The organism is Microcoleus sp. D2_18a_B4 (assembly GCF_036702475.1).
In the GTDB taxonomy this organism is placed as follows: Bacteria; Cyanobacteriota; Cyanobacteriia; order Cyanobacteriales; family Microcoleaceae; genus Microcoleus.
Genome location: NZ_JAUBTL010000001.1, coordinates 240741 through 266184 on the forward strand (window position 1 = coordinate 240741; position 25444 = coordinate 266184).

Genomic DNA, 25444 nt, shown 5'->3' on the forward strand with positions numbered 1-25444 from the left:
TTTACCAAATTTGCCGAATATTATCGATAATTTCTAAAAAAGCCTGACGCTCTTTGAGAAGATTATGCTCATTGGCGGTTTGTTTCGCTTGGGTTAAAATTTCCCGAATTTTACTTCGAGGATATTGTAATGCTTGTTGGATTGCATTCAATAAACTTTCTACCCGATACTCTGGACGGATACAATTATACCATGAAAGGCAAAAGGATCGATTGCCAATACAGTCGGGACAGATCACCAGTGTTCCTAGCGCCATCCCTTCTAAAGCCGGAAGATAAAACCCCTCTCCTTCTTGTTGATTAGGAAGAAATACCGTCATCTTTGCACTATTTAGCTTTTGTAAATATTCTGCTCTGGAAAGTTGTGCTGTGAGAAGTTCCACTTTTTTTTCGGCTTTTTCTAATTCTTTTTTTAACTGTTGTCCTAAAATAGGTTCTTTCAACGCGCAAATTAAAATATCACAATCTTTTTGTTCCCAATCTAAAGGTTGGGGGAGTTCACTCAGATCCAAGCCACAGGGAATAACGAATAGTTCTCCGTTGACTTGATGAGTTTCTTCTAAATAAGTTTTGATTTCGGAACTGACACAAATCCGAATTGCTCTATATTTGAGAAAGGAATAACGAGGATTATCAGGATAGGCGTGTCGGACGTGCTGAATTAAATTAATAATCGGAATATGTGAATTATTTTTATAGTGTTCATCAAGGAAATGCCAATCCAATCCCTCCATAAAAATTAGATCGGGATTTACTAAGGGCTCAGATAAGAGGAAAGTTTTATCTAAATTTAACCAAGGATTGTTTTGCTCCCAACTGCTTTGAGGTGTGAAATAAATAAAGGGAGCATAACTGTGGGAAAATTTGACATGATTAAAATAGTCCCAAACCTTTAAGTGCCCACCTGTAAAACCGCCATAATCTCGGTAAAATAACATCGACTGACGAGAGGGTTCCGCTAAGGGGGATGAGGGTGGTAGAGTTGTTAGCGATTCCCAAGATGCCATCTCGCTTTGAATTTGCTGTAGCCACGACTGCGATCGCTCTAGTTTGTTTTTAATTTCTGGCAATTCTGAAGGGAATGGCATATATATAAAGTTATTAACAACCGGTAGAGAAGGGTAAAAAAGGGACGGAAACAATCAGGTAGTGACAGGCATATCCATCTCTAAAGGTTGAGTGACTGTTTGCAGATTCCCTCAAGTGTCCATAACCAATATAATGTTATTGTGTCTGCTGGCATCCTTCTTGCTGGTAAGATTTAACTGCTGTTCAAGGCAGATGGAATCAGATAACGGCTCAAAGAAGTTGTAATAAGTTGTTGACACGCTCAATGCTAGCAGACATGATATAATTGAATCCTAGAAATAATCGAGAGTTGTGATATGAGTATTAGCCATTTTGAGACAGCAAATCAACAGTTACGGACAAGTCAGTTGGAAAAGGCAATTCTCAGCTATGAGCAGGGGATACAAGAAAACCCATCATCCCCTTGGCTTTATTATAACTTGGGGGAAGCTCTCAGTCAACAGGGAAGTTTTGAGGACGCGATATCAGCTTATCAGAAAGCTGTTGAACTCAACGCTAATTCCCCTTGGTTCTATGACCGCTTAGGTACTGTGGAACTGCAAGCCGGACATTTGAGCCAAGCGATCAGTTGCTTTCAACAAGCCATTGCCTTAGAGCCGAACTTTTATGAATTTTACACGAATTTGGGGATCGCTCTCACCCAGCAAGGCAATATTGTAGAAGCGATTTCTTCGTTTCACAAGGCGTTAGAGCTTAAACCCAAGGATGCCGAAACCTATTATAATCTAGGACTGGCTCTCGCGCAACAGAACCAAGGGCAAGAGGCGATCGCGACTTACCATCAAGCCTTAGAGATTAATCCTTATTGGTCAGAATGTTATTTATCATTAGCAAAAGTTCAAGAACAGTGCGGTCAAACTGATGAAGCACTCAAACATTATCGTCGTGCTTGTCAACTCAATCCTAATTTAATAGAAGCTTACGAAAAATCACGAAAATTATTAGAAGATCAGGAACAATGGGAGGAAATTATTAGTCTCTCTCGTCGGTGTTGTCAGGTGAATCCTAACTCTGCAACTGCTTACTATAATTTGGGGACGGCATTAATGCACCAGCAGGAATGGAAAGAATCTGTAACAGCATTAGAGCGAGCTTGTGAACTTAATCCTAATTTAGCCGAGGCTTATGACCCGTTAGGGAAAGCTTTAGCTGCACAAAATGAATGGGAAGAAGCGGTTAGGGTTTATCGTCGAGCCGTTGAACTGCATCCTAATTATAGTCAGCATCAAGGGGGTTTAGCTCAAGCACTGGTGCAAACTCATAACTTGGAAGAAGCGATTACTGCTTATCATCAAGCCTGTGCTTTGAACCCAAGTTCGGCTGAGTTATATGATGAATTGGGCCAGGCGTTAGAACAATTTTATCAATGGGAAGAAGCGATCGCTGCCTATCGCCAAGCCTTAGAATTAAATCCAGCCAATCCGCGTTCCATTGAAAATCGCTTAGAACAAATTTTAGGCAAACAACGCCAATTTGAAGAGGCTATCGCCTCCTACCGTCGCAGTCAAGATTTTAATCGTGATTCCTTTGAGTCCTATCAAAACTTAGGACAAACCCTCCGACAACAAGGTGCAATTGAAAATGCTATTGTTGCTTTACGTCGCGCTTATATTCTCAACCCAGGTTCGGCCGTTGCTTATCATGTTTTAGGTCATACTTTTGCTATGCTTCAAAAGTGGGATGAAGCGATTAGTTGTTATCGCCGCGCTTGTGAGATTTATCCAGATTCTCCCGATATTAATTTACATTGGGGAGAAGCATTAGAACAGAAAGGAAATTATCAAGAGGCAATAGCTTATTTCCAAAAAGCAATTAACCTCAAGCCGGAGTTTGATTTGGCTTATGAAGGGATGAGTCGTGTGATTTCAAAAAAAAAAGGGAGTTAATTTAGATCCCCTCTCTCGATATCAAGAGATATTGAAGAACAGTCCTAATGCTCCTGAGATTTATCAGGAGCTGGGACAAGAATTGCATCGTCAAGGCTGTTTAAAAGAAGCCATTGATTGTTACCGCAAAGGGATGGAATTGCAGGGCGAACCGATTCATTTATGGTTCTATCGGAATTTAGGAGAAGCGTTGTTAGAACTTGAGCAAGCTATTTGAGATTAGGAGATTCCCACCTAGACTTTGATATCGAATCTAAATCATTAGTGTCAATTGATAAACTCCTTTTCAGATAAGAATGATAACGGCCTAGGAATTTTGCTTTCTGCTGTTCATTGCCGATATCTGACATCAAGCGTACTAGCCATAGGAATGTTTGAGTATAGGCCTGGGACTCCAAGGGACGCATCCAAGGTTTAACGGTGGGGCGTGAAAAATAGTTTTGCAGAAGTTGTTCTGACTCTTGCGCCATTTGAGCGATGGTTTCAGGAGTATAGGGTTGGGGTTCAGGACAGCAAACTGTTGGCTGTTCTAAACAAACCGCCGCCGCCCCCCTTGAGGATAAATTTAGTAGCAGGTCAAGGGTAGCGGCTTGTTGAGAGAGTTGGGGGTTAAAGCCACCATAACGCTGTAACCAACTGCGCCGAAATAGAATTGTGTTAGTTCGGATGAATTGCCACAGTGTTGGTAACATCCAAATATGAACGCCATGCAACCCTTCCCGTCCTTGTAAAACGGAATTAAAGGCTGCAATATTAATGGCCTGACTCCTACTGCCGGAAGGGGTTTGCCAAGCACTGAGAACCATTTCTAAAGAACCTGCTTTCTGTTCAAAGCAAGCGACTTGTTGGGCAAGTTTTTCTGGCAAAAATACCTCTGAGGTATTCAAAAAAGTCACAAATTCCCCTTGGGCGATGTCCAAACCTTGATTAAAAGCGGCTACAATCCCTTGAGAGGGTTGATGGATGTAGCGGATTGAGGGATATTCTGCTTTGAGTTGCGATCGCATTTCCTGCGTAAAACTATCATCAACGACGATAATTTCAAAGTCAGTCAGGGTTTGTTGGTAAACACTGTCAATGCTTTGACGCAGAGGGAGAGATGCAAAATCGTGGTTCTTTACATGGGTGGTGGGGATAATCACACTAACTCTAGGAGTGTGGTTGGGAGAGAGGGGAGTTAAGTAAACAGTCGCATCGGCACTATTGCCGGCAAAATGACCTTGGAGAAAGGTTTGATTCTGTTGTGCTTCGGTTCCTTGAAATGCTTCTAAACGATGTCCTGGCAAATGGTTGTAATCGTGGTTTTGATGAATCGCGGTAATTAATTGACTAGCATTGATGACCGGAATCTTCTGTTTGAGGGCTTCTCCTACCATCCAGTTATCCCAGCCTGCGCGTCCAACGGCAAATTTTGGTAGTTGGGAAAATAGAGGTTTGGGGAAAACGAAATAATCTAAGGCTCCAACGCCACTGAAGGTTCCGGCTTGATGAACGCGATCGCGTAAATTTTGTTCCCAATGGGAATGATGAAAGTTTAAGGTTTCAATGATATCCAGATTCCAACGTCTTCCTAGAATTAAAAATTGCTGGTATTGGTTTGCAACTTGTTGAACCGTTGGCAGGAAGTCACTGGTTAAGATAATATCCGAATTAACATAGGTTAATATCGGGTATTTCGCTTGTTGGTAAGCTTGGAAAAAAATATCATTTAACAGGGGAGTTCCCTGAGTATTGAGTTGGATGTTGGGAATGTGGCGTAAACCAAACTCTCTGGCAGTTTCTCTTGTTCCCTCATCGTTTCCCAATAAGATAATTTCCGGTTGGGGTTGCAAGTGTAACCAACTTTGAATTGCATTCCGTTGAATAATACCAATCTGACCTCGAAAGGGTTTAGGGACTGCAAAAATTGTGAGGTTTAGTGTGGGTTGAAGATTAGGAAGAATTGATAAAGGGCTAGCTGTCATAATCTATCCTCACTAATCTTCTAGGGTTTCTGCTAGAACTTTGGCCAAGAGTTTGACTATCGCTGCATTATCTGATTTAGATTTTGTGCTAACGGTGGGTTCAGGTTGGGGTTGAACTTGAGTTAATTGGGTTTTAGTTTGTTCCAGTTCCGTTTGCAGTTGGGTAATTTCTTCTTTCTGTTGATGGAACTTAGCAACATATTGTTCTAACTCAACTTGTACTTCATCCAGTTGGAATTGGGTTAGTTCCAATTCTTCTCTAACTTCATGGAGTTCAGAACGAGATTGATCAGATTCTTTTTGGGTTTGTTGAAGTTGGGTTTGTAATTGTTCCTGTTGGGTTTGAGATTGTTTAAGGTCGGTTTGGGTTTGTTGAAGTTGGGTTTGGAGTTGTTCCTGTTGGGTTTGAGATTGTTTAAGGTCGGTTTGGAGTTGTTGAAGTTGGGTTTGAGATTGTTTAAGGTCGGTTTGGGTTTGTTGAAGTTGGGTTTGGAGTTGTTCCTGTTGGGTTTGGAGTTGTTCCTGTTGGATTTGAGATTGTTTAAGGTCGGTTTGGGTTTGTTGAAGTTGGGTTTGGAGTTGTTCCTGTTGGATTTGAGATTGTTCTAATTCTACTAATATTTGATCCCGTTGAGATTCTAACTCAGCTAGATTCTCTGCTTTTTGTTGCAGTTGATCTTGGGTTTGTTCCAACGTTCCCAAAGTTTCTTGGTATTGTAACTGTAAAGTTTCTAACTCCTGTTGGGTTTCCTGAAGCAGTTGAGAGGTTGGGGATAGGGGTTGAACGGGAAGCACCCCATCCTCAGTTCTAACAGGCTGACGGACATAGAACGCTTCTCCCCAAGCGGGATGGTAGGGAGTCTCCTCTGCTACACGCTGGAATTGGTAGTCGGTGAGGAACTGATCGACTTGTTCCGCTAAAGCCCCGCCTTTAAACAGTTCTTGATAATGAACGGTGGTGTAAATGGCATCTATGGTATTGAGGAGTTGGGTAGCGCCTTCTAAGGCGAGGAGTTCAGCGCCTTGGATATCGAGAATCAGAATATTAAAGTCAGTGGGAGACAGATCCAGTTCTTCCAGGAGAGTATCCAGGGTGCGGGAAGGGAGGGTGAGTTGTTGAGTTTCTTTAATATTGGGGTAAATTTTGCTGTACTGTTGCCACGGTAGGATGGAGCTGCTAGACTCTAGGGAACTCAGATGCAGGGTCACGGTGTCGTTGTGGTTGGCAATGGCAGCTTGAACGACTTGGATATTGGGGCGATCGGCAAAATTCTCTTGCAATCTTTCAACAGCAGTGGGGTTGGCATCGATAAGTAGGGTTTTAATGGTATTGGGGAGGTTGAGGCGTTTGAGGGTTTTGCCATCGTAAGCGCCTATGGAGATAATACCGCGTGGGGTAATGGCGTGTTGTTGACAGAGGTTGAGGAAGTCGAGTTTCATGGAGGAAGCCTTGAATTTTAATGCGTTTTGGATTTATTGTATCAGGGGATAGAATGAGGAAAAGCAACTTTAGCATGAATTACCAAAGCATGATATTATTGCTATCTGATTTAAAATAACAAGTTGATATCCTAGAAAACGATGAATTACCTTGTGCAATTAAATATTTGCAGTGGCTGAGTAAAAACATTTCAACAACAGCGTCTAGAAGAATTTCTTCAGGAATTCGTCCAGATTGATAGCGATGGATTGGTGTGTGATCGGAGGGGAACCATTTATTTCTCACTAGCATATGATTAACATATCGGAGTTTAAATTCAATAATGATCTCAGGATTATCAGTAGCTAAAAAAATTTTAGCTGTAGGTTCTACAGATAAAAGGTCATCAATTTTTTGAAAAACCGTCTTTAAAGGTTGTTTAGGTTGTTTGTCGGTAAAACGTACATGAACACCAATTACAGTTTCTGAAAAATATTTTTCAGCAAATTCACACACGATTTTTTGAACAGCGGGTTTAAGTTTTAGATGATGACGCAGAATTTTTCTATCTAATCCTCCATAGGAAGTAAAGATGACAATATCTTCTGTGTAAGAACGATCTAATTCCACAACACATTTTTGACCTAAATATTGATCGTTTAATTTCCAAACAAGAGGAAATTGCATAACTTGATCGCTAGGGTCAGTTAAATGATTGAACCACATTGCAGGAGCAACAGTTTTTTGGCTATAATGGGGAATATCATAGGTATGCTGAAGACTACTATCTATATTGACAAGCTGAAAAAATTCAAAAAAGACATTTTTGGAGGAATGGCTACTGTACCACTGATCATTCCACTCAACGATTAGTTTTCTGTTAGTGGTTTGAGCATATTTAATAGCTGCGCTTAAAGCCGATAGTCTATTTCCTAGTCCTGCTATTCCTTTAAGGATGATATACTGCTCCATACCATTAAATTAACTAATGCTTGAAGATTTTTTGATGTCGTGATCTTACCATGAATCAGTCGCCTTTCACAACACCTATCGTTTTGATTATCTTTAAAAGACCTCATACAACCAAGCAGGTTTTTGAGGTGATTCAAACATTACAACCCTCTCAGTTATTCGTCATTGCTGATGGCCCCAACCCTGATCACCCTGGAGAACTTGAAAAATGTGCAGCTACACGGGCGATCATCGATCGAGTTGACTGGAAGTGTGAAGTTTATAAAACTTATTCGGATATTAATTTAGGGTGTAAACAACGGGTTTCTACTGGGTTAGATTGGCTTTTTAGCCAAGTTGAAGAAGCAATTATTTTAGAAGATGATTGTATTCCAGAAATTGGTTTTTTTGAATTTTGTCAGGAGTTATTAGAGCGATATCGCCATAATGAGCGTGTTTTTCAAATTACAGGAGAAAACACTCATGGATACCGTTGTTCTGATTCTAGTTATTACTTTTCAGCCTATAGCTTTTATTGGGGTTGGGCTACTTGGAAACGAGCTTGGAAATATTTTGATGGAAGTTTGAAACAATGGCTCCCGGTACGGGAAAGTCAATGGTTACAAGACTATTTAGGAGATTACCCATCGGCTCAATATTGGGCTGAAATCTTTGATTTAACTTATAATGGATTTAATTCTTGGGGATGGGCTTGGACGTTTACTTGTTTTGTTAATCAAGGTTTATGTGCAGTCCCTAATCAGAATTTAATTTCTAATGTGGGTTTTGGGGAAGATGCCGCCCATACAACTTGGGAAGTAGATGAAATTGCCAATTTACCCACCCAATCTATTGATTTTCCTCTACACCATCCGACGAAGGTTACAGTTAATATTCAGGCGGAAGCAGTGATTGATAAAGTCAGGTTTACGGGTCGAAAATATCTCAGGGGAATGCGACAAAATGCTATTGATTTATTTAATCAAGGACAGTATGAAGCGGCGTTAGAGATTTGGGAAAAGTGTATTAATTTTAGACCCGATTTAATGAATTTAAAGGATGAAAAAGCCCGCTGCTTGCAGAAACTAAGAAATTATAAACAGACGATTCAAAGTGTAAACAATCATAAGATTGAAGAAAAAGCCAATCAGCAGCGATTTTTAGTCTATACAATGGGAAAAGTAGGTTCAACTTCTATTTCAAGGTCTTTAAAAAAGTATGCTATACAGGTCTATGATATTCATTTTTTAGACGAAACCTATTTGCATAATAATATGCACAAGGGTCATTGTGTAGATGGCTATTTTGTGTTAAAAAATTGGTTGGGAAAACCCTTGAAAGTTATTTCACTGGTCAGAAATCCGATTGAGGTCAATATTGCGGGATTTTTTCAAAATATCGAGATTTATTATCCCCATTTAACCAGAGAACAAATCCAGCAGTTAACTGTTGAAGAACTGACTGACAGATTTTGGACACTAAACCCCAATTATCCCCTGGGTTGGTTTGAGCGAGAGTTTAATAAATCTTTTAATTTTGATGTTTATTCGCAACCTTTTTCGACTTTGGGATGGAAAACCTATTTCCATCAGTCCTATCATATCTTGATTATGCAAGCTGAACTTATTGATAGTCAAAAACAGGAGATTCTTCGAGGGTTTACTGGGATGAGAGATTTTGAAATAGAAAACCATAATATTAGTTCCCAGAAGTGGTACGGTAATCTGTATAAACAATTTAAGAAAGAACTTATAATTTCTGAAGAATATTTGGATCAAATGTTAAAATCAAAATATACAAAACATTTTTATACTTCTTCTCAAATTGATGAGTTTTATAGATGTGTTCACAAGTAAAAGCTTTTAAATCTCACCGAAAAAAATAATTTATAATATTAGTGAAGCAATTTTTATATCAGGAGATTGCATAGTACATTCGGTTTTTGATAATATTTCTATATATTCATGAGTGGCTCATATCTTTCTGTTAGTGTAGGTTAATGTTGGATTTGTCATGGAGAATCAAGCGATGAGTGCAGGTCAGTTGCTAAAGCAGGCTAATCATTTGAAGCGGGCGGGGAAGTTAGATGAGGCGATCGCACTTTATCATCAGGCGATCGAGATTAACCCCCATTTTGCTTGGGCTTATAATAATTTGGGTGATGCCTTAGTGAAGGAGGGGAATTTAGAGCGGGCTGTTATTGAATATCGTCGGGCTCTTGAAATCAATCCCAATTCGGCTTGGTTACACTATCAGTTAGGAGAAGTTTTGGCTGAACAAGGAAAGCTTGATTTGGCATCAGTGTACTTTCAGAAATCAGTCAATTTGAAAATAGATTTATGTAACTTGCTCAATAAAATTTATAAAAAAATAGAAAATAACATATATCAAGTCAACAATTTTTATTTATTTCCAGAAAAAGATTATGGATATCTACCAGATAAGTCTCAATGGATTAGCTTTGCAGTAAATGAAAATTCTATTTATCTTATAGAGGGAAAAATTAGTAGTGAAAATGCTCCTTTATTCAAAAATGCTTTGATTCAATTTGAATTTTTTGATCAAAATAATAAAATATTATCTGGTTCCCATGAATATTTCAATCATTCCGAAAATTTGGGCTTACACAAATACATAGCTATTGCTAGCCCAATTTTGTCAAAATTTTGTATTTCTTTTAAAACACCATCAAAAGCCGTTTCTCTAAGAATAGGTTTTCGCAGTTTTTCTAAAAATAGACCAAAAAAAATAATAATGTTTGAATCCTTAGTTAAAATTTATTCTACTCAGTTGACAACCCTTCAAGATTCAAGATTATCCTCTTGGGTTTACTACAAACTAGCGATTGTAGCTTGTAAAAAGAATAAGCTATCTGATGCTTTGTTTTTTTGTCAACAATTTTTTAAAGAAAAGGGGAGCTTTGCAAAGTGTGAAGATAAGATCAAAGAATTAATTTTTAAGCTAGAGTCTGGGAACTCAGTACAATATTGGGAAAATAGATATTATCAAGGAGGAAATTCCGGTATAGGAACCTACAATGATAAGTTGGCACAATTTAAAGCAAATGTTATTAATGATTTAGTGGAGAAAGAGAATATCGAATCTATAATAGAATTTGGATGTGGTGATGGTCGCCAGCTTTCTTTCGCCAAATACCCTAAGTACATTGGGTTAGATGTTTCCAAAACGGCTATTGATAAATGTAAAGAAATTTTTAAAAATGATTACACAAAAAGTTTTTTTCTATATGATTCCCTCTATTTTATAGATAAATTTAAAGTTTTTGTTGCTGATATCTCGATCTCCATAGATGTTATGTTTCATTTAATAGAAGATGATATCTATTATGCTTACTTAGACCATTTATTTGGAGCTGCTAAAAAATTTGTAGTGATTTACTCATGGAATTTTGAAAACCAGGAAAAATTTAAATTTCATATTAGACCCAGAAAATTTACCCAAGATATAGAACAAGTAATTCAAAACTGGCAACTTTGGAAAGTTGTAAAGAATATATACCCGGCAATAGAGTTAGGTGAACACGAAGGAAGTTTTTCGGATTTTTATATTTATCGTAAAAAATAAAAAAGCCTAATAATAACGTGAGTTCGACAGAGATTGAAACTCCCATTTTTTCGTCGGATGAAAATCTCATTCTTTCGTTGAAAGACTCAAAATTTGCATTTTCATCGAACTCACGTTCATAATAGATTACTAATTTTCTGTAATACGCGATGTGTAAATCTTAATTGCTTCTCCAAATGTTAATATATAGCATCAAAATCGTAAAATATTTTATTAAATATTAAACACTTAATCTAAAACCTTGACGAGCAAGGGCATTTCCTCCAAACCATAATCCCATGGCTACTACTTTTGGCAAGAGCCCCTCCAGGGATATTTGGCTCCAAAAACGCAGAGAGTCAGGCATTGCCGTTGCAGAGTTAAAATCAGTTGTTCTATCCCTCTTCTGTCACTCTCCGAAAACTTTTGCTATTTCTGAATTCTAGAGCTTTTGTATAGGAAGCATTCGCCCGATTTCTTTCTAATAACAAATACGATAACCAAGTTTTTGTAATAGGATAGCTTGTATTGACTGGCTGATAAAGCTTCTAGAGATTGACCTCTCCGAGAGTGACAGAAGAGGGATAACTTTAATTAAAGCAAAACTATATTTTATCAAAAAATCAATAGGAAAATTGTGATAGTTATGGATCATTGCCAAATAAATTTTTATATTTATTCGTATTATATTCGTTTTAAAATTGGACTGTGCCGATTATTTTGGATGATGTGAATCGCAAGTATGATCTGGATGTGGCGATTTCTCTGGCTAAATATTTAGGAAAGATGCTGACAGTTTATAAAGATGATAAATCTTTCTCTGTCATAGCCTGAAAATCTTGATAATCCAGAGACTCAATTTGATAACTAAGGGATTGAAGGCTATGAAGCTTATACAGCAACCTTTGTAGCCCTCTTGTGATCCCCTGAAGTTAAAGTCATAATAATTGACTTTAGTCAAAGCCTAGTTAGATTTATCAAGCTGATGTGTTGCCAAAATCTTACGGAAAATTTTATTTTTCTTAACTGTTTCGTAACCAATATGTGTTGAAACAAGGTCTTCTATAAACATATTTATTTGGAAGGCATCAACTTGTTCCTGAGTCATATAAAGCAATCGTTTTCCTTTCATATAGTTAGAGTCAGCATATCGCCAATTGTAGTCATCAAATATCATTAAACCGCCAACTTTTAGTAGACGATCACATTGAAAAAAGGCGAGAGCATCATGTAGATATGTATGCGCTCCGTCAATATAAATTAAATCAAAAGTTTGATTTTTTATAGGATTCCTTATCATTTCTGCTAACGACCAGTGGTATGAGTCCCAGTACCGATCAGTATTTCCATGAGCAACTATGTTTGTAAATCCTCGTTGTTTGAGATCGGCTTGAAGTTCTTGCACAGAAGTTTCAAAATCAAATATATGAATCTCTCCATAATTAGATAAAATCTCTGCCATTGGAAGTGTTGTTGCACCAATTCCAACTCCTATTTCTCCCACTATAGGATATCTATCATTTGGCGGCGACATATTGATAATTTCCTTCAAATGAAAGAGAACATCCGCATCAGGTTTTGAAATCGTCTTATAACCAGGAAGATTGATTTTTTCTAGCATATCTATTAAAAAAATGGGTATCGATACGATATAAATTTAGTCCCCAAAAGCTACTTGATGGAACTCAGTTACAGCTTCAAAAAAAGCCATAGGCATTTCCTGGGGGCAGAACCGCCAATCTCTGTTTTCATAACTTACATCGCCACTAATCACTTCCTTTACAATACCAAACTCACGTTTGCTTAAATGATAAAAAGTGTAGTTAAGTGGCTTCAGTAATTAGCCACGTTTAGGGCATTTGGATACTTTACCATCGTTTACATAATTGTGTTTTACATCGCCTACCTACTTAAGTTTATGATTGGATGGATTACCTCAAGTAGTCGAAGTTGTCTAGTACATCACTAAAAATATCGTTAAGCTTTTCTATCGTTTTAGGTTTTAATTTTTCCTTATGGTCACCAGGAGTAATCTTTCTTTTATGAGACATCTGTTCTTCCTCTAAAATAAACTCATCCTTATATTTCTGATAGTATTTTTCTACCACACTTAAATCATCTGAGAATTGCAAGGGAGATATCACTTGAGAAAGCCAATTTCTAAAGTTGGTCACCATATCTTCATACTTTACGAAAGTGCAATTTGGCATAGGCAACATTTTGATTTGAACAGCAGGTTGATATCTTTCTAGTAAGGAAAATGGCATTGATGGATCGACTTTGGCGCTGCCGATAATTAGACCTTTATCAGTTGCCCTGCTTATGCAATAGTCATCAATACTCATTTTTTGTATATTCTTTCGCTCTTCACGACGTTTTTCGTTCCAGGATTTAGTGTTGTGAATCCAACCCTCTGAAAAATATTGAGAGACTAGTATATCTCTTGGATCTCTGACTTGAAGAATATGCTGAAGCTCAGAAATATGTACAAATTCCTCATCTTTGTGAATCAAAAAATTTCGTTGTGGACAAAAACAAAAACTTTCCTTAATATTAGAATTCAGTTGCTTATGGTTGTATAGATTATTTTCTACTTTAGGTTGATTATGAATAGAGAAATATGGCATATTCTTCTCTATAGAAAAATCTTTGAAAAGCTGATATAGAAAAACTGAGGCGCTCTTTGGTAGTGAATAGACAAAGAAACCAAAAACTTTTTCCTGCTGAAGTATTTTAGAATCTGTACTCATGTGAATTACCTAAACTCAAAATTTTATGCACCATTAAACCTTGCATCTGATGATTATATCACATCCGGTAACATCCTGCAATAGTTCGGACAGTTTTTTAACGCTCCTGTAAGCCTTACGGAGGAAGCCCTGCCATTTTTAACGCATTTTAGGAAACTTAGGGCTGGACTTAAACCTTGAAAAAATAGCCCACTATATAGACAGTAAGGGTTTCGGAGACTCGACTAGATATAAAACTGTCCGAAGTATTGATCCTGGGCTAGATATGAAATAGCTTTAAGCCTCAAAAGCTACTTCATGGAATTCACCTACAGATTCAAAAAAAGCCACAGGCATTTCATAGGGACAGAACAACCAATCCCTGCATTCATAACTTGCATCGCCGCTGATGACTTCCTTTGAAATACCAAACTCACCTTTAGCTAGATGGTAGTAAGTGTAATTCAGTGGACGCAGTGCTTCCATTAGTGCATTTTCAGTACGACCAGCAAGCACTTCACAAAGAATAAAAGGACGAGCAGATTTTATTAAGTCCATGCCACCAGCAATCACATCTGGCTCCGTTGACTCGGTATCTATTTTGATTACACCAGGTACAGCGTATGTCTGACAGATGTTATTAAGGGTATCGAGTTCTACGTCAACTACCTCTTTTGCGCGTCTAAATCCCTTGCGCAGTGAATTCGAGGCATCACTTCGAGCTGAAATATATATTGGTGCAATACCGGATTTGTTACTTAGTGCCACCTGGTGCAAACATATATTTTCTATACGGTTTAACTTTATCAAGTTGCTGAATATATTGACCAAACCAGGAACAGGCTCAAAAGCGTGGATAATAATGTCAGGCACTGCCTTTGCACACACTAACGAATAAATTCCAATATTTGCTCCAATATCAAAAAACACTTTATTGGACGACTGCTTCAGAAGAATTATACAAGTCGCCAGCGTTAATGACTCATAGGACACAAGACCAGACTGCAATAGTGTTTTTCCTACCATTGTGTTTTCTGCGCCTGAAAGATCGAGAGTTTGATCTCCAGAGAGGGCGAGAATCTGACTTAGCTTAATAGTTGACATTAATAAATTCCAATCTTGTTAATTTCTTATGCAAATAAAGCAAAAATGACCGCATACAGATAATTTTCTCATTAATATCTGGCGGTTACTACGTTTTGTATCTTCTCCCCAGCAGTCTATCTCAAAATTGAGGGGCGACTCGTCAGTAAAATACTTACTGTAAGTTGTATGCCGCCCTTCGTAAGTTCTCTTGACCAGGGTCAAGCCATCAATACCAGGCAGGATTTCCTTTAGTGTCAATCCAGCCTCCTGAACAATCTCCTTAAAGCCATAAGGAGTAAAATTCCAGAACTGAAAATAATGATAGGGTTCCAGATGTGAGGTGGAACCGACCAAATAGCCACCACGCTTAAGGACACGAGCCATGTCTTTTAAAAGCGCCTCTGGATATCGAACATGCTCTAGCACTTGTCGGCTAAATACCAGATCGATGCTATCGGATGGCATTGGTATGTTGATTCCATCAAATTCCATGAAGATCGCATCGCTTCGTTTCCGCTGCTGAACCTCCGGCGATTCTGCAATATCAACGTCAATCCAAGTAGATTCAGCTAGCAATTCTTTAAAGAAATCTACAGAGTTTCCTGCCCCGCACCCAACATCTACAATCACCGACTTGGCGGGTAGTTGAGCCAAAACCCGCCGCACCATCCATTCTGCAGTTACTTGGTGAGGGTAGTCACTCGGTACATAGTCCTTCATTTCATTCCACATACGATCTTCCCTGCAATACAGAGGTAATGGCCTGGCGGAGGTAAGCAGTATTCTCCTGATAACTATAGCACAAGTTCCAAAACCTGACGCCTAGATTTGTCTCCAGGTAATTTTCGATTCTTGCAAGAGCATCATCATTACCACCAAGCTGGTTAAATGCTCGATAAAGCGACACAGCGGGTTCTCGTCCAGTCACCGAAGGAAACTCCTGCTTCAATGTTGTATTAATAATGAACGATGGAACCCCAGTAAGCAGCGTATGAGCCTTTAACCAAAGGTCATCAGCTTTCGGTGCATAAGCTGTTGCTGCATGAAGATATCTCACTCTCGGGTAGAGGTGCAGTGGCGAGTATAACACCCCATCCTTACCTGTCGGAGTGTTCAACATCGAAGGATTTTCAGTAATGTTTTTAGACCATGCTCTGTAGGAGATTAGCTTTTCCTTTTCAAAACCCATAGCCCGTCCACGAAACCCGACAACACAGCGATGCTTTAAGTAATTTTCATAGAGTTGCCATAACCACCACCGAGGATAAGCCGTGTCATCATCTGCGGTAACTATGAGGGTATTACAGAATTGAGCTGAGGTTCCCCTATAGAGCTCATCAAGGACAGGAAGAATCTTGCGGTAAGATCCTGTGTTTTCAACATACTTCACATACACTCTATCAGGATTCTGATCGAGCAAACGACTGAAGTCTTTAGTGATTGTGGGGCAGCCTTGATCTAGCAGGTAGGGCTGTTCTGACAGGTACAAACGTACTTCGTAAGCATCACTGGGAAAATCCTGATCTAGCAAGGATTGGATCACGAGGTGGATATGATTTAGTCGAGAACTAATGGTCGTTAGGCTTATAATAAGGTTGTGCATTAAGGCTACAGGCTAAATATTTTTGTTTGATTGTTTAGTAGGAAACAAAGTAACTTATCTAAGTACCGTCGGAATCCAACGCACCATTTCTTGAGAGCTATAGATTCCTATTGGTATATGATTCATCATATAGCGCCAGACATTCAGGGCACTTCGGAAATAGTATTCCTTGTTGGATGAGACAGTACCCATACCACCACGCATCAACACTAAAGGTTGTGCAATGATCTGTATGGCTCGATCCGAGTAGTGCCGCCGCATCCTGGAACGAAATTCGACATCGCCCCGCGTCTTGGTAGGAAGAAAGTTCCCGATTTCCTGAAAAACCTGTCTGCGCCAAATAAATGAAACTGGGGCATCTCCCAAAACTGCGCCGATGGCATCACCATCAATCATTAATCGTGAATTTTCGCTGATTCTGAGATGATTAGTATGGGTAGCCATCAGGCTGGAGTCAGCCAGCATCGGCTGCAACTGATGCTGCAATCTCTCTGGATGAGAAATATCATCATCATCCTGAATAGCAATAAACTCCCCTTTTGAGATGGCTATAGCCCTGTTGCGGGAAACATATTGACCAACATTCTTTTCGTTGCGCTGATAGACAATCAGATGCGGAGTATTTCGGCGCATTTCACTAACCAGTAAATCGATCAGGAGGCTTGAATCGAGTGGTGAATGGTCATCGATAACGATGATCTCAAGTGCTGGGTAAGTTTGATGAATAATAGATTCGAGAGAAAGTCTCAATAGCTTCATATCTGGGTTAAAGGTCGTGAGTATAACTGAAATCATGGGTAAACTCTCACCCTTACCTGTATAGCTTTGATGAGATATCTGGCTATGCTTCCCCCATTCAGCTAAGTTTGCCTTCATGTAGTCGGTAATCTTGCAATATTCGGAAGGGTAGAGAACTTTGTAATTAAAACCTTCCTCCAGAAGAGTCTTGTTAACACGATCAATTAATGGAATATCGTATCCGGTAAGTGCCAAAAGGATCTCTTTGTCCTCGCTAGTCAGGTCTATTCGGTTATGATGTGTAATCCAATTTAATAGTCTCGAATCAAAACAATCTGCATAGAGTAATAGTAGAGACCTAGCCAACCAAGTTTCGCGATCAGGAGTTTCTTTCTCACTTATTTCAAACGCTGAGATTATCTCTGTAGATAGGCTTACTGGAATACCCAAACAAGAAGGAACAGTTCGACGCAGGTCTCGTACAAGGGAAATTAGGTTTTTTTTAGGTAGTTCAAATATTTTCTTGAGTAGCAGCCAAGTCTTAAGAAGGTCGGACTCTGTATTTATTGACCTACGGCGCAGGATACTGTGGAGGGCAAGAAATTCAATGCTGTCGTCTGTATTAGTTATTTCTGCCAGGTCAATCAGCGTAGGAAGGGATTGAGCTAACTCAATTGCTTTCAAGAAACTATGACGCAACCCTCGCGATAGGATGGGCGCTGGGAAGCATCGGGAAATCATTATATCAAATGCTTGCTTGAAAATGGGAGCCAGCGTGCCGACAGAGTTTTTTCCAGACAACTCGAATGCAAAATAGATACAAGAATCAATACGCCGATATATTATTACTTTCTTGTGAAAATCATCTATGGTAGTTTCCAACTCTGTAACATTCTTATTCAAATAGTTGTGGAGCTTGACTTGAACTGCATCAATTTTTGAAGAAAATATCAGTATATTTAATACCTCCACCATTGAACTTCGGTGCATTTTTACTGAACTAGAAACGAGATCAATTATTTGCTCCAGTTTGTTCTCAACACTTTCTATGTACGCATCACCTCGATGTGCTAATAACTCTTCGATTAGGAACTTCAGCGAGGGTAACTTTACTTCAAGTAAATCAGAACTGCCAAATGACTGAAGCCGTCCAAGAATATCCGCAAAACTCCCTTGTGTCATCAATCGTCCTGGTTGAAGAAAAATTGAAAGCAATACTGATTCAGAGTCAAGTTGCAAAATTTTCCAATAACCACCACTAATCTCAGTCTTCTGATCGGCAATATCCTTTAAGCTATTCGCTAGAACCAGTATTGAATTGCAACGGTTCATGTCACTGCTTAACGCCTCGCACTGAGACGACGGGGCGGCTACTATGTGAAGACCAGTTTCTGCTGCATGGGCTTGTGATAAGAACAGTTTCCTACTCACCACATCGATAGACTCACCATTGCCCAAGATAAATAAATGCTCCAAATCGGAATAAAATTGTGTTGATTTGAAAGCGTTAGGGGGTGCTACTACTTCCCTTATTTTTTTGTCTACAATGATTCCAGCTTGGCTCTCTGGATTATGTTTAGCACTATTAACTTTTAAGATATTCTCTTTTATACCTGGCCAATTTCCCACAAACCTAGCCAACTTAGGTTCCATCTTCGCTGCTTTTTCCGCAGTCTGTTGAGCCTCATCAAGCCTTCCCACCTGTTGCAAAGCCCAACTTAAATTCAAATGCAACCAACCCGCTGACGGTTTCAACTCGATCGCTTTCCCATACATTTCAACCGCTTCATTTACACGTCCCAACTTCCCCAACGTTTCCCCCAAATTCTGATAATACAGATAGGAATTAGGATTCTGCTCGATCGCCCGTCGATAAGCCACCACCGCCTCTTCTAACTTTCCCTCTCTTAACAATTGGTTGGCTTGCTGAAAGGCTGTCACCGTCATGGGTTTTATACTCTAAAAAATAAGGGTTGCTAGTCTGGGCTTTAGTCAACGTCAAACATCTTATCACAATTTCCACATAGAAACCCACAGGGGCGATTAGCAGAAGGACGATTAACCCACTCAAAAGTTCCCAGTTTCTAACGATTTAGCTGTTCCCGGTTCAGCAAATCTGTCTTCACAGTCTGCACAAACACTTTAGAGCGCTCCAAATCTGCTTGAATCCTTTGTAATTTTAACTGTATTCCATCTACCCCTGACTCCGCATTCTGTTGAGGCAGGGGAATCTCCATAGTAGAGGATTCAGATCCTAATTTAACCGTTACTTCTGCCATCTTAGCAAGACTTTGATCCCGCAAAATCGAATATACAGTTAACTGGTCTTGCTGATCAATCACTCTGCTCAAGTCTAAAATTGCCTGAAACCCACTAATTCCTGCTTCTGAAGCTTGGGGATAAGTTTGGATCACATCAGGACGAGGAACATTCACCGCAATAGTTTTCAGCACTCTCCCCTGATGAATCACTTCAACCGCGATCGCGGGAGACATTTTCCCCAGAACCCAACCCCGAAACTCAACAGCCCCAGCATCAGTTTGAGTTCCTGTTTCTGGTGCATCGAGATTAAACGCTAGTAACCCTTGAGATTCTGCGAGGGGGACACTAAGCACTTCTACAACGTCAATCATTTTTTTCATTTCAGATTGCTGAATCCTGAGTTAATTGGTTCCTTAAGCGTAGGGTCGATGATTCCAGAGAGACAGAGGGTTTTACTGTTCAGTTGATACCACTGGCGGATGCCAGAGGGAGCGAGACTTTAGTAGAAACCAGAGTGACAGAGGGCTTTAGGCTTAGGTTTAAACCGTAAACTCATCGGGATGTTCCTAATGACTCCCCCGCCAATTCTCGTCCTCCAATCTGATACCGCTGTCTTGACAAGCTCTGGTTAAATGGGGGCTGTAGTAAGGGTCATTATCAATATATTTTTGCCACCGGCTTTCAATCAGCTTTGATTCCTTCCTCAGCCGCTCTTTCTTTTCAGGCGAATCCTCATAACCCCGGCTTTTAGATTCGTGGTGGTAGAGAACTACATGAGGCAGGTAAATATTGCGATACCCTTTCTCTAGCATTTTTAAACACAAATCCACATCATTGTACGCCACTGTTAGCTCTTCGTCAAACCCCCCAACACTTTCAAATACTTCGCGGCGACACATTAAACACGCAGCAGTTACCGCTGAAACATTGCTCATGCCTACCACATTCCCGAAATAGCCAGGAATCGATCGCGGCATATGGTAATAGCTGTGACCGGCAACTCCGCCGCCGAGTCCCATCACCACTCCTGCGTGCTGGATTTTGTTATCTGAGTATATCAACAAATTGCCCACAGCCCCGATCGAGCTTCTCTGAGCTTGTTCAACCATCCCGTCAATCCAATCGGGAGTAATTACCTCTGTATCGTTATTCAAGAACAGCAAGTAATCTCCCTCGGCTTTGCTAGCACCGTAGTTGTTAATCTTAGAGAAATTGAACGGAATATCTAGGCGATAACTTTTAAACCTCGCTGATTCCTTGAAAAATCTGGGTTTAGTTCAGTACACCGCTGGTAGGCGGCGGCGGCTTCCTCTAATTCATCAGACTGTTTCAGAAGGTTGCCTCTATGAAAATAATTAGAAGCAGTCTCTTCATGCACTTGTAATGAGTTATTCATGTTTACCAAGTTATTGTGTACTTGACTTTTTGGTCGGCCTGGTCTTATGCTCTAATGCTGAAATCCTGACGATCCCTAGTTAAATGCGGGCTATAACAAGGATCGTTTTCAATAAATTTTTGCCATCTTTTTCCTAGAGTATCTGCCTCTTTTTGCAACCGCGCCTTTTTTTCCGCCGTATCTTCGTAACCACGACTTTTTGATTCGTGGTGGTAGAGAGAAACATGAGGCACGTAAATATTTTGATAGCCTTGCTGAACCATTTTCAAGCATAAATCCACATCATTATAGGCAACTGCTAGTTCCTCATCAAATCCCCCCACACTCTCAAATACCTCACGGCGGCACATCAAACACGCGCCTGTCACCGCTGACAGATTGTTCATCCCCACCACATTGCTGAAATATCCAGGGAAGTTAGCGGGAAAACCGAGGTATATGTGGCCGGCAACGCCGCCAACTCCAAGCACAACTCCAACGTGTTGGATTGTGTTGTCAGCATATAGCAACTTAACTCCCACAGCGCCGATAGAAGACCTTTGAGCTTGCTCCACCATCGCGTCGAGCCAATCGGGAGTAATCACCTCTGTATCATTATTCAAAAATAACAAATAATCTCCCTGCGCTTTGCTAACCCCGTAGTTATTAATCTTAGAAAAATTGAAGGGAACGTCGAACGGGTAACAGGTAAATCTATCGGGTTCCTTCGCTGTCCATTTAGCAATTACTTGAGCCGTCTCTAACTCTGTGCTACCGTTGTCGATAACTATGACTTCATAATTTGGGTACAGACTATTAGTGAAGATAGATTCTAGGCATTTGTCTAAAACATTGCCGAGATTGCGTGTAGGAATAATGATGCTTACCAGCTTGTAGTCAGCGATTTTGTAGCGAACGATGTAGTGTCCTAAATAGTCCGGCACTCCCTCCACCTTGCCCGGTTCGCCCCTCCTTTCTATAGCTTCTTGCAGAGTTTTCATTGAGGCTTGATAAGCATAAGGCTTTGCCTCCGAACTGCTAGCAGTCGAACCCGAGTGCATTCGCCAGTGATAGAGGACTTTGGGAATGTGATAAATTTTGTTAGTTTTTTCTGTAAACCTCAAAACCAAATCATAATCCTGAGCACCTTCAAAACCCGCTCTAAAACCTTCAATTTCGTTTATAATCGATCGCCTGTAAGTCCCCAAATGGCAAGTGTACATCCGAGACAGGAACGAGTCGGGACACCAATCAGGCTTGAAATACGGCCCCATGAGCTTCTCGTCAGCAGTCAGCTTATCTTCATCGGAATAGATCATGTCCGCTTCTGGATGGCTGTTCAACATCAACGCCACTTCATAAAGTGCATCTGGTGTCAGCAAGTCGTCGTGATCTAGCAGCGAAACAAACTCCCCTTCTGCCACTTCCAATGCTGAATTAGATGCGCGGGAAATGTGACCATTTTTGGTTCTATAAACAACTTTGATTCGAGCATCTTTATCCGCATACTCTGTCAAAATTTTCTTGACGTGAGGCTCAGTTGAAGCATCGTCAGCGATGCACAATTCCCAGTAAGGATAGACTTGATTCCGAACTGATTCGAGCGCCTCCATCAGAAAATTTTCCGGCGTGTTGTACACTGGTACAATCACGCTGATCAGAGGCTTGTAATTCAACAATTTTACTGTTTCAGCCATTTGCCGCAAGTCGGCTTCTCTGGGGCAATTCTTAGCCCGCCACCTGCTATAAGCATCTTGGCTTTGCAGTAGCCCTTCCCGCAAAATATCCAAGTCTAGAGGAAATAATTGAGGATTGAGTTCATTAGCTCTCTGGTAGTAACCTAGCGCTTCATATAGCTTATTCTGTTGGTTTAATACTCGCCCCAAATTGTAGTTTGCCCACGCAAAGTTTGGCTCAATTTCAAGGGCTTTGCGATATGCGGTAGCGGCTTCTTCAAATTTTTCTTGCCGCAACAGAGTATCCCCTAAGTTGTGGTATGACCACGCAAAGCCTGGATTCTGTTCAATGGCCATCTGGTAAGAAGTTGCCGCTTCATCCAACTTGTACTTTTGCTGATAAAGGTCTCCTAAATTGTGGTAAGTTCCAAAGTAATTCTGGTTAACTTCTATTGCTTTTTTGTATGCGACAATAGCCTCATCTATTTTACCTTCTCCCTGAAGACTCTCGCCTAATTTGTGGTAATCCACAGCATCCCCAGGAGTCCGATCGCTCTTTTCCGCCGCCCTACTTACACCCTTTTTTTTTAACACCTCTTCTAACAGCCCAGAAATAGCCTTGTCATCAGGCCGAATCTGCAACGCCATCTGATAAAAGACGATCGCCCCATCCGGCCAATTCTTCCGCACCAAAGCATCCGCCAACTCAACATAAAGGTCAGCATCATTCGGCGCAATCTCCAACGCCTTGTGATACAACTGCACGTCATCAGGATTCCCCTGAATCGCCTTTCTGTACAAACCCATCGCATCCCGCAAATCCCACTGCGATCGCATCCTCAAAGCATCAGCCAACTTTTGCGAAAGCCACGGCAAATCCGCCTGAATTTCCGCAGCGCGGCGGTAAGCGGCGATCGACTCATCCCACCGTTCCAGGTTCTCAAAAGCCGTTCCCATGTTGTAATAAGTCCACGGAAAATCAGGATTCAACTCGGCCGCGCGTCGGTAAACCTCGATCGCCTCCTCCCACCTTTCCATTTCTAGCAGCACGTCGCCTAATTTGCTCTGCGACCAGAAGAAATTCGGATTAACTTCGTTAGCACGCCGGTAGGCAACAACTGCCTCATCCCAACGTTCCAAATTCACCAGCGCTTCTGCTAAATTGTTGTGCGCCCAAAAATGGTCGGGATTGAGTTCGATCGACCTTTGGTAAGCCGAAATTGCCTCATCCCACCTTCCCAGCTTAATCAGCGCGTCTGCTAAATAGTTGTGCGACCAACTGAAATCAGGATTTAACTCTGTTGCTTTCCGGTAAGACTCTACAGCTTCTTCCCACCGTTCCAACTTCAGCAGCACATCTCCTAAATTGTTGTGAGACCAGCTAAAATCTGGATTTAATTCGATCGCCTTGCGGTAAGCATTTACAGATTCCTCCCACCGTTCCAACTTAACCAGCGACTCAGCTAAATTGTTGTGCGACCAAGAGAGATCGGGATTGTTTCTAATGGCATTAGTGTAAGCTTCTACCGCCGCTTCCCACTGTTCTTGACCCTTAAGAATTTCGCCCAATTCGTGATAAGCTGCGCCAGCATTTGGGTTCAACTCAACCGCGCGCCGGTAACACTCAATTCCCTTCTCTACCTTACCTTGCTCGATCAAAGTTTTGGCTAAATTCTCGTGTTCCTCAGCGGTGCCGGATTTCGGGTCGATCGCAAATGCTCGATACCAAGCCTCAGCCGCCTCCTCCGACTTGCCTAACTGCGTCAACAGTTTCGCAAAATTGCGGAAAGCACCGGCAAAATCCGGTTTCAGGGCGATCGCCTTTTCGTAAGCAGAAACCGCTTGCTGCCACTGTTCTTGCTGCGCGCAAATGCTGCCGTAATTAGCATAAGCTTCGGCAAAATTAGGGTTAATTTCTATTGCTTTGACATAGCAACTTTTAGCTTCATCACTTTTGCCGCCAGCTTGTAGCGCGTTGCCCAGCATTTTGTAAAGCGGCGCTTCCGGCTTTATTTGTAGCGCTTTTTTGCAAGCTGCGATCGCCTGTTCCAATTTACCCTGAGCAAAATAGCCTTCTGCCAGTATTTTGTATGCTTCTGGATCTTCTATATTAATTGTAGAATTAACTGCCTGCTGCACTGGCGGCTTAACTGCCTGCTGCACTGGCGGCTTAACTGCCTGCTGCACTGGGGTAGCTGCGGGCTGCTGTTTAACTGCACCGTTTGTCGCAGTTGCACCCGCCAAAGTTTGCTCTCCCTCGCTGCCATTTCTCGCATTAGCTGCGTTCAGTTCAATAGCTTTGCGATAATATGCTGTCGCTTCTTCTAACTTGCCTTGTTTTTTGAGCGCTTCGCCCAAATTTTGGTAAGCAGTAGCCACATTAGGATTTAATTTTATGGCGCGATCGTAACAGGCGATCGCTTCGGGGAATTTTTCCTGCCGAAAAAAAGCGTCGCCCATATTCAAGTGTTCCCCCGGCGCTACTTTTTCCGGTTCCAAACTAAATGCTTGATACCAGTACTGCTGGGCTTCTTCCGGTTTGCCAATTTGTCCGAATACTTTTGCTAAATTCCGGTACACTCCCGCGAAATTCGGCTTAATCGCGATCGCCTTTTGATAAAATCCGATCGCCTCCTGCCATTTTTGCTGCTGCGCGCCCAGGCTGCCCAAATTCGCATATACTTCCGCAAAATTCGGTTCTATTTCAATCGCTTTAGCGTACCAGTGCCGCGCCTCTTCCATCCTGCCTTGAGCTTGCAGCGCGTTGCCCAAAGTCTTGTAAGCTGGTGCAAAATTGGGGTGAATCTTCAAAGCTTGCTCGCAGGATGCGATCGCTTCTTCTATTTTTCCTTGGGATAAGTATGTTTCTCCCTGTTGGTTAAATTGAACCGCTGTTGATTCTGTATTCACTGTTGATGGCATATGGGCGGCGGCTCCAGAGGCAGGAATTAAATAGGGTAGTCAAAACGTTTCACAATTATACTCGCGTTTGACACTAAGAGTAGCGGGCTTGTTCCCCTAATTCTTAATTTTTTTGACTCTCGGTGCTGGCGAGGAACCGGGATTCTCGGCTGATTTTTTTGATTTTACGGCTAAATATGT

18 protein-coding genes and 1 pseudogene are annotated in these 25444 nt (G+C 40.9%); 5 read left to right on the plus strand and 14 right to left on the minus strand.

The annotated features are described in order from the left end of the window. Position 1: 1 nt before the first annotated feature. Positions 2 to 937 (minus strand): glycosyltransferase, encoded by a 936-nt coding sequence (locus QUB04_RS01070; RefSeq protein ID WP_333280091.1) that lies wholly within the window; start codon positions 935 to 937, stop codon positions 2 to 4. Between the two features lie 447 nt (positions 938 to 1384). Between QUB04_RS01070 and QUB04_RS01075 the strand changes: the two genes are divergently transcribed. Both QUB04_RS01075 and QUB04_RS01080 read left to right on the plus strand, forming a co-directional pair. Then, positions 1385 to 2974, plus strand: coding sequence for a tetratricopeptide repeat protein (locus tag QUB04_RS01075; RefSeq protein ID WP_333280093.1), 1590 nt, complete (start codon positions 1385 to 1387; stop codon positions 2972 to 2974). A 31-nt stretch (positions 2975 to 3005) separates the two neighbouring features. Beyond that, entirely contained in the window at positions 3006 to 3191 is a 186-nt protein-coding gene (locus tag QUB04_RS01080) for a tetratricopeptide repeat protein (protein ID WP_333208682.1), read from the plus strand. Here the strand turns inward: QUB04_RS01080 and QUB04_RS01085 are convergent. From QUB04_RS01085 to QUB04_RS01095, 3 genes are all read right to left on the minus strand, one after another. Next, positions 3184 to 4938: a glycosyltransferase gene (locus QUB04_RS01085; RefSeq protein WP_333280095.1), complete on the minus strand. Its 1755-nt coding sequence runs from the start codon at positions 4936 to 4938 to the stop codon at positions 3184 to 3186. The genes QUB04_RS01080 and QUB04_RS01085 overlap by 8 nt on opposite strands. A gap of 12 nt (positions 4939 to 4950) precedes the next feature. Then, positions 4951 to 6378, minus strand: a complete 1428-nt coding sequence (locus QUB04_RS01090) for an FkbM family methyltransferase (protein WP_333280097.1) — start codon at positions 6376 to 6378, stop codon at positions 4951 to 4953. A 79-nt stretch (positions 6379 to 6457) separates the two neighbouring features. After that, a complete protein-coding gene (locus QUB04_RS01095; protein ID WP_333280100.1) occupies positions 6458 to 7330 on the minus strand; it encodes a nodulation protein NodZ in 873 nt (290 codons plus the stop codon). Positions 7331 to 7380: 50 nt separating this feature from the next. Here QUB04_RS01095 and QUB04_RS01100 point away from each other — a divergent pair, with 50 nt between their 5' ends. The 3 genes from QUB04_RS01100 (at position 7381) to QUB04_RS01110 (ending at position 11707) form a co-directional block, all read left to right on the plus strand. Next, complete coding sequence (locus QUB04_RS01100) at positions 7381 to 9165, plus strand: putative capsular polysaccharide synthesis family protein (protein WP_333280102.1); 1785 nt, start codon at positions 7381 to 7383, stop codon at positions 9163 to 9165. A gap of 172 nt (positions 9166 to 9337) precedes the next feature. Continuing rightward, positions 9338 to 10894, plus strand: coding sequence for a tetratricopeptide repeat protein (locus tag QUB04_RS01105; protein ID WP_333280104.1), 1557 nt, complete (start codon positions 9338 to 9340; stop codon positions 10892 to 10894). 687 nt (positions 10895 to 11581) lie between these two features. Continuing rightward, on the plus strand, positions 11582 to 11707 hold the full coding sequence (locus QUB04_RS01110) for a hypothetical protein (RefSeq protein ID WP_333280106.1): 126 nt from the start codon (positions 11582 to 11584) through the stop codon (positions 11705 to 11707). Positions 11708 to 11837: 130 nt separating this feature from the next. Here QUB04_RS01110 and QUB04_RS01115 read toward each other — a convergent pair whose 3' ends face one another. The 10 genes and pseudogenes from QUB04_RS01115 to QUB04_RS01160 form a co-directional block, all read right to left on the minus strand. Next, on the minus strand, positions 11838 to 12494 hold the full coding sequence (locus tag QUB04_RS01115; protein ID WP_333280108.1) for a class I SAM-dependent methyltransferase: 657 nt from the start codon (positions 12492 to 12494) through the stop codon (positions 11838 to 11840). 310 nt (positions 12495 to 12804) lie between these two features. Then, positions 12805 to 13623 (minus strand): sulfotransferase domain-containing protein, encoded by an 819-nt coding sequence (locus QUB04_RS01120; protein WP_333280110.1) that lies wholly within the window; start codon positions 13621 to 13623, stop codon positions 12805 to 12807. Positions 13624 to 13899: 276 nt separating this feature from the next. After that, entirely contained in the window at positions 13900 to 14706 is an 807-nt protein-coding gene (locus QUB04_RS01125; protein ID WP_333280112.1) for an FkbM family methyltransferase, read from the minus strand. Positions 14707 to 14724: 18 nt separating this feature from the next. Next, entirely contained in the window at positions 14725 to 15420 is a 696-nt protein-coding gene (locus QUB04_RS01130) for a class I SAM-dependent methyltransferase (protein WP_333280114.1), read from the minus strand. Beyond that, positions 15410 to 16219: a hypothetical protein gene (locus QUB04_RS01135; RefSeq protein WP_333280116.1), complete on the minus strand. Its 810-nt coding sequence runs from the start codon at positions 16217 to 16219 to the stop codon at positions 15410 to 15412. Before QUB04_RS01135 ends, QUB04_RS01130 begins: the two co-directional genes overlap by 11 nt. Before the next feature lie 126 nt (positions 16220 to 16345). Continuing rightward, positions 16346 to 18976 (minus strand): glycosyltransferase, encoded by a 2631-nt coding sequence (locus QUB04_RS01140; RefSeq protein ID WP_333280119.1) that lies wholly within the window; start codon positions 18974 to 18976, stop codon positions 16346 to 16348. A 137-nt stretch (positions 18977 to 19113) separates the two neighbouring features. Continuing rightward, the gene (locus QUB04_RS01145; RefSeq protein WP_333280121.1) at positions 19114 to 19662 is read right to left on the minus strand and encodes a hypothetical protein; all 549 of its coding nucleotides are present in this window, start codon (positions 19660 to 19662) and stop codon (positions 19114 to 19116) included. 195 nt (positions 19663 to 19857) lie between these two features. Continuing rightward, positions 19858 to 20550, minus strand: a pseudogene (locus tag QUB04_RS01150) (glycosyltransferase family 2 protein); the annotation flags it as partial. Beyond that, positions 20517 to 20687, minus strand: coding sequence for a tetratricopeptide repeat protein (locus tag QUB04_RS01155; RefSeq protein ID WP_333280123.1), 171 nt, complete (start codon positions 20685 to 20687; stop codon positions 20517 to 20519). The gene QUB04_RS01155 and the pseudogene QUB04_RS01150, both read right to left, overlap by 34 nt. A 44-nt stretch (positions 20688 to 20731) precedes the next feature. Further along, positions 20732 to 25264: a tetratricopeptide repeat protein gene (locus QUB04_RS01160; protein WP_333280125.1), complete on the minus strand. Its 4533-nt coding sequence runs from the start codon at positions 25262 to 25264 to the stop codon at positions 20732 to 20734. Positions 25265 to 25444: the final 180 nt, after the last annotated feature.

Bases quoted from the DNA above. Each gene is read 5' to 3' on its own strand.
- QUB04_RS01115 (WP_333280108.1), bottom strand. From the start codon at position 12,494: ATGCTAGAAAAAATCAATCTTCCTGGTTATAAGACGATTTCAAAACCT.
- QUB04_RS01075 (WP_333280093.1), top strand. From the start codon at position 1,385: ATGAGTATTAGCCATTTTGAGACAGCAAATCAACAGTTACGGACAAGT.
- QUB04_RS01145 (WP_333280121.1), bottom strand. From the start codon at position 19,662: ATGATTGACGTTGTAGAAGTGCTTAGTGTCCCCCTCGCAGAATCTCAA.
- QUB04_RS01100 (WP_333280102.1), top strand. From the start codon at position 7,381: ATGAATCAGTCGCCTTTCACAACACCTATCGTTTTGATTATCTTTAAA.
- QUB04_RS01070 (WP_333280091.1), bottom strand. From the start codon at position 937: ATGTTATTTTACCGAGATTATGGCGGTTTTACAGGTGGGCACTTAAAG.
- QUB04_RS01155 (WP_333280123.1), bottom strand. From the start codon at position 20,687: ATGAATAACTCATTACAAGTGCATGAAGAGACTGCTTCTAATTATTTT.
- QUB04_RS01130 (WP_333280114.1), bottom strand. From the start codon at position 15,420: ATGTGGAATGAAATGAAGGACTATGTACCGAGTGACTACCCTCACCAA.
- QUB04_RS01085 (WP_333280095.1), bottom strand. From the start codon at position 4,938: ATGACAGCTAGCCCTTTATCAATTCTTCCTAATCTTCAACCCACACTA.
- QUB04_RS01095 (WP_333280100.1), bottom strand. From the start codon at position 7,330: ATGGAGCAGTATATCATCCTTAAAGGAATAGCAGGACTAGGAAATAGA.
- QUB04_RS01120 (WP_333280110.1), bottom strand. From the start codon at position 13,623: ATGAGTACAGATTCTAAAATACTTCAGCAGGAAAAAGTTTTTGGTTTC.
- QUB04_RS01105 (WP_333280104.1), top strand. From the start codon at position 9,338: ATGAGTGCAGGTCAGTTGCTAAAGCAGGCTAATCATTTGAAGCGGGCG.
- QUB04_RS01125 (WP_333280112.1), bottom strand. From the start codon at position 14,706: ATGTCAACTATTAAGCTAAGTCAGATTCTCGCCCTCTCTGGAGATCAA.
- QUB04_RS01090 (WP_333280097.1), bottom strand. From the start codon at position 6,378: ATGAAACTCGACTTCCTCAACCTCTGTCAACAACACGCCATTACCCCA.
- QUB04_RS01140 (WP_333280119.1), bottom strand. From the start codon at position 18,976: ATGACGGTGACAGCCTTTCAGCAAGCCAACCAATTGTTAAGAGAGGGA.
- QUB04_RS01160 (WP_333280125.1), bottom strand. From the start codon at position 25,264: ATGCCATCAACAGTGAATACAGAATCAACAGCGGTTCAATTTAACCAA.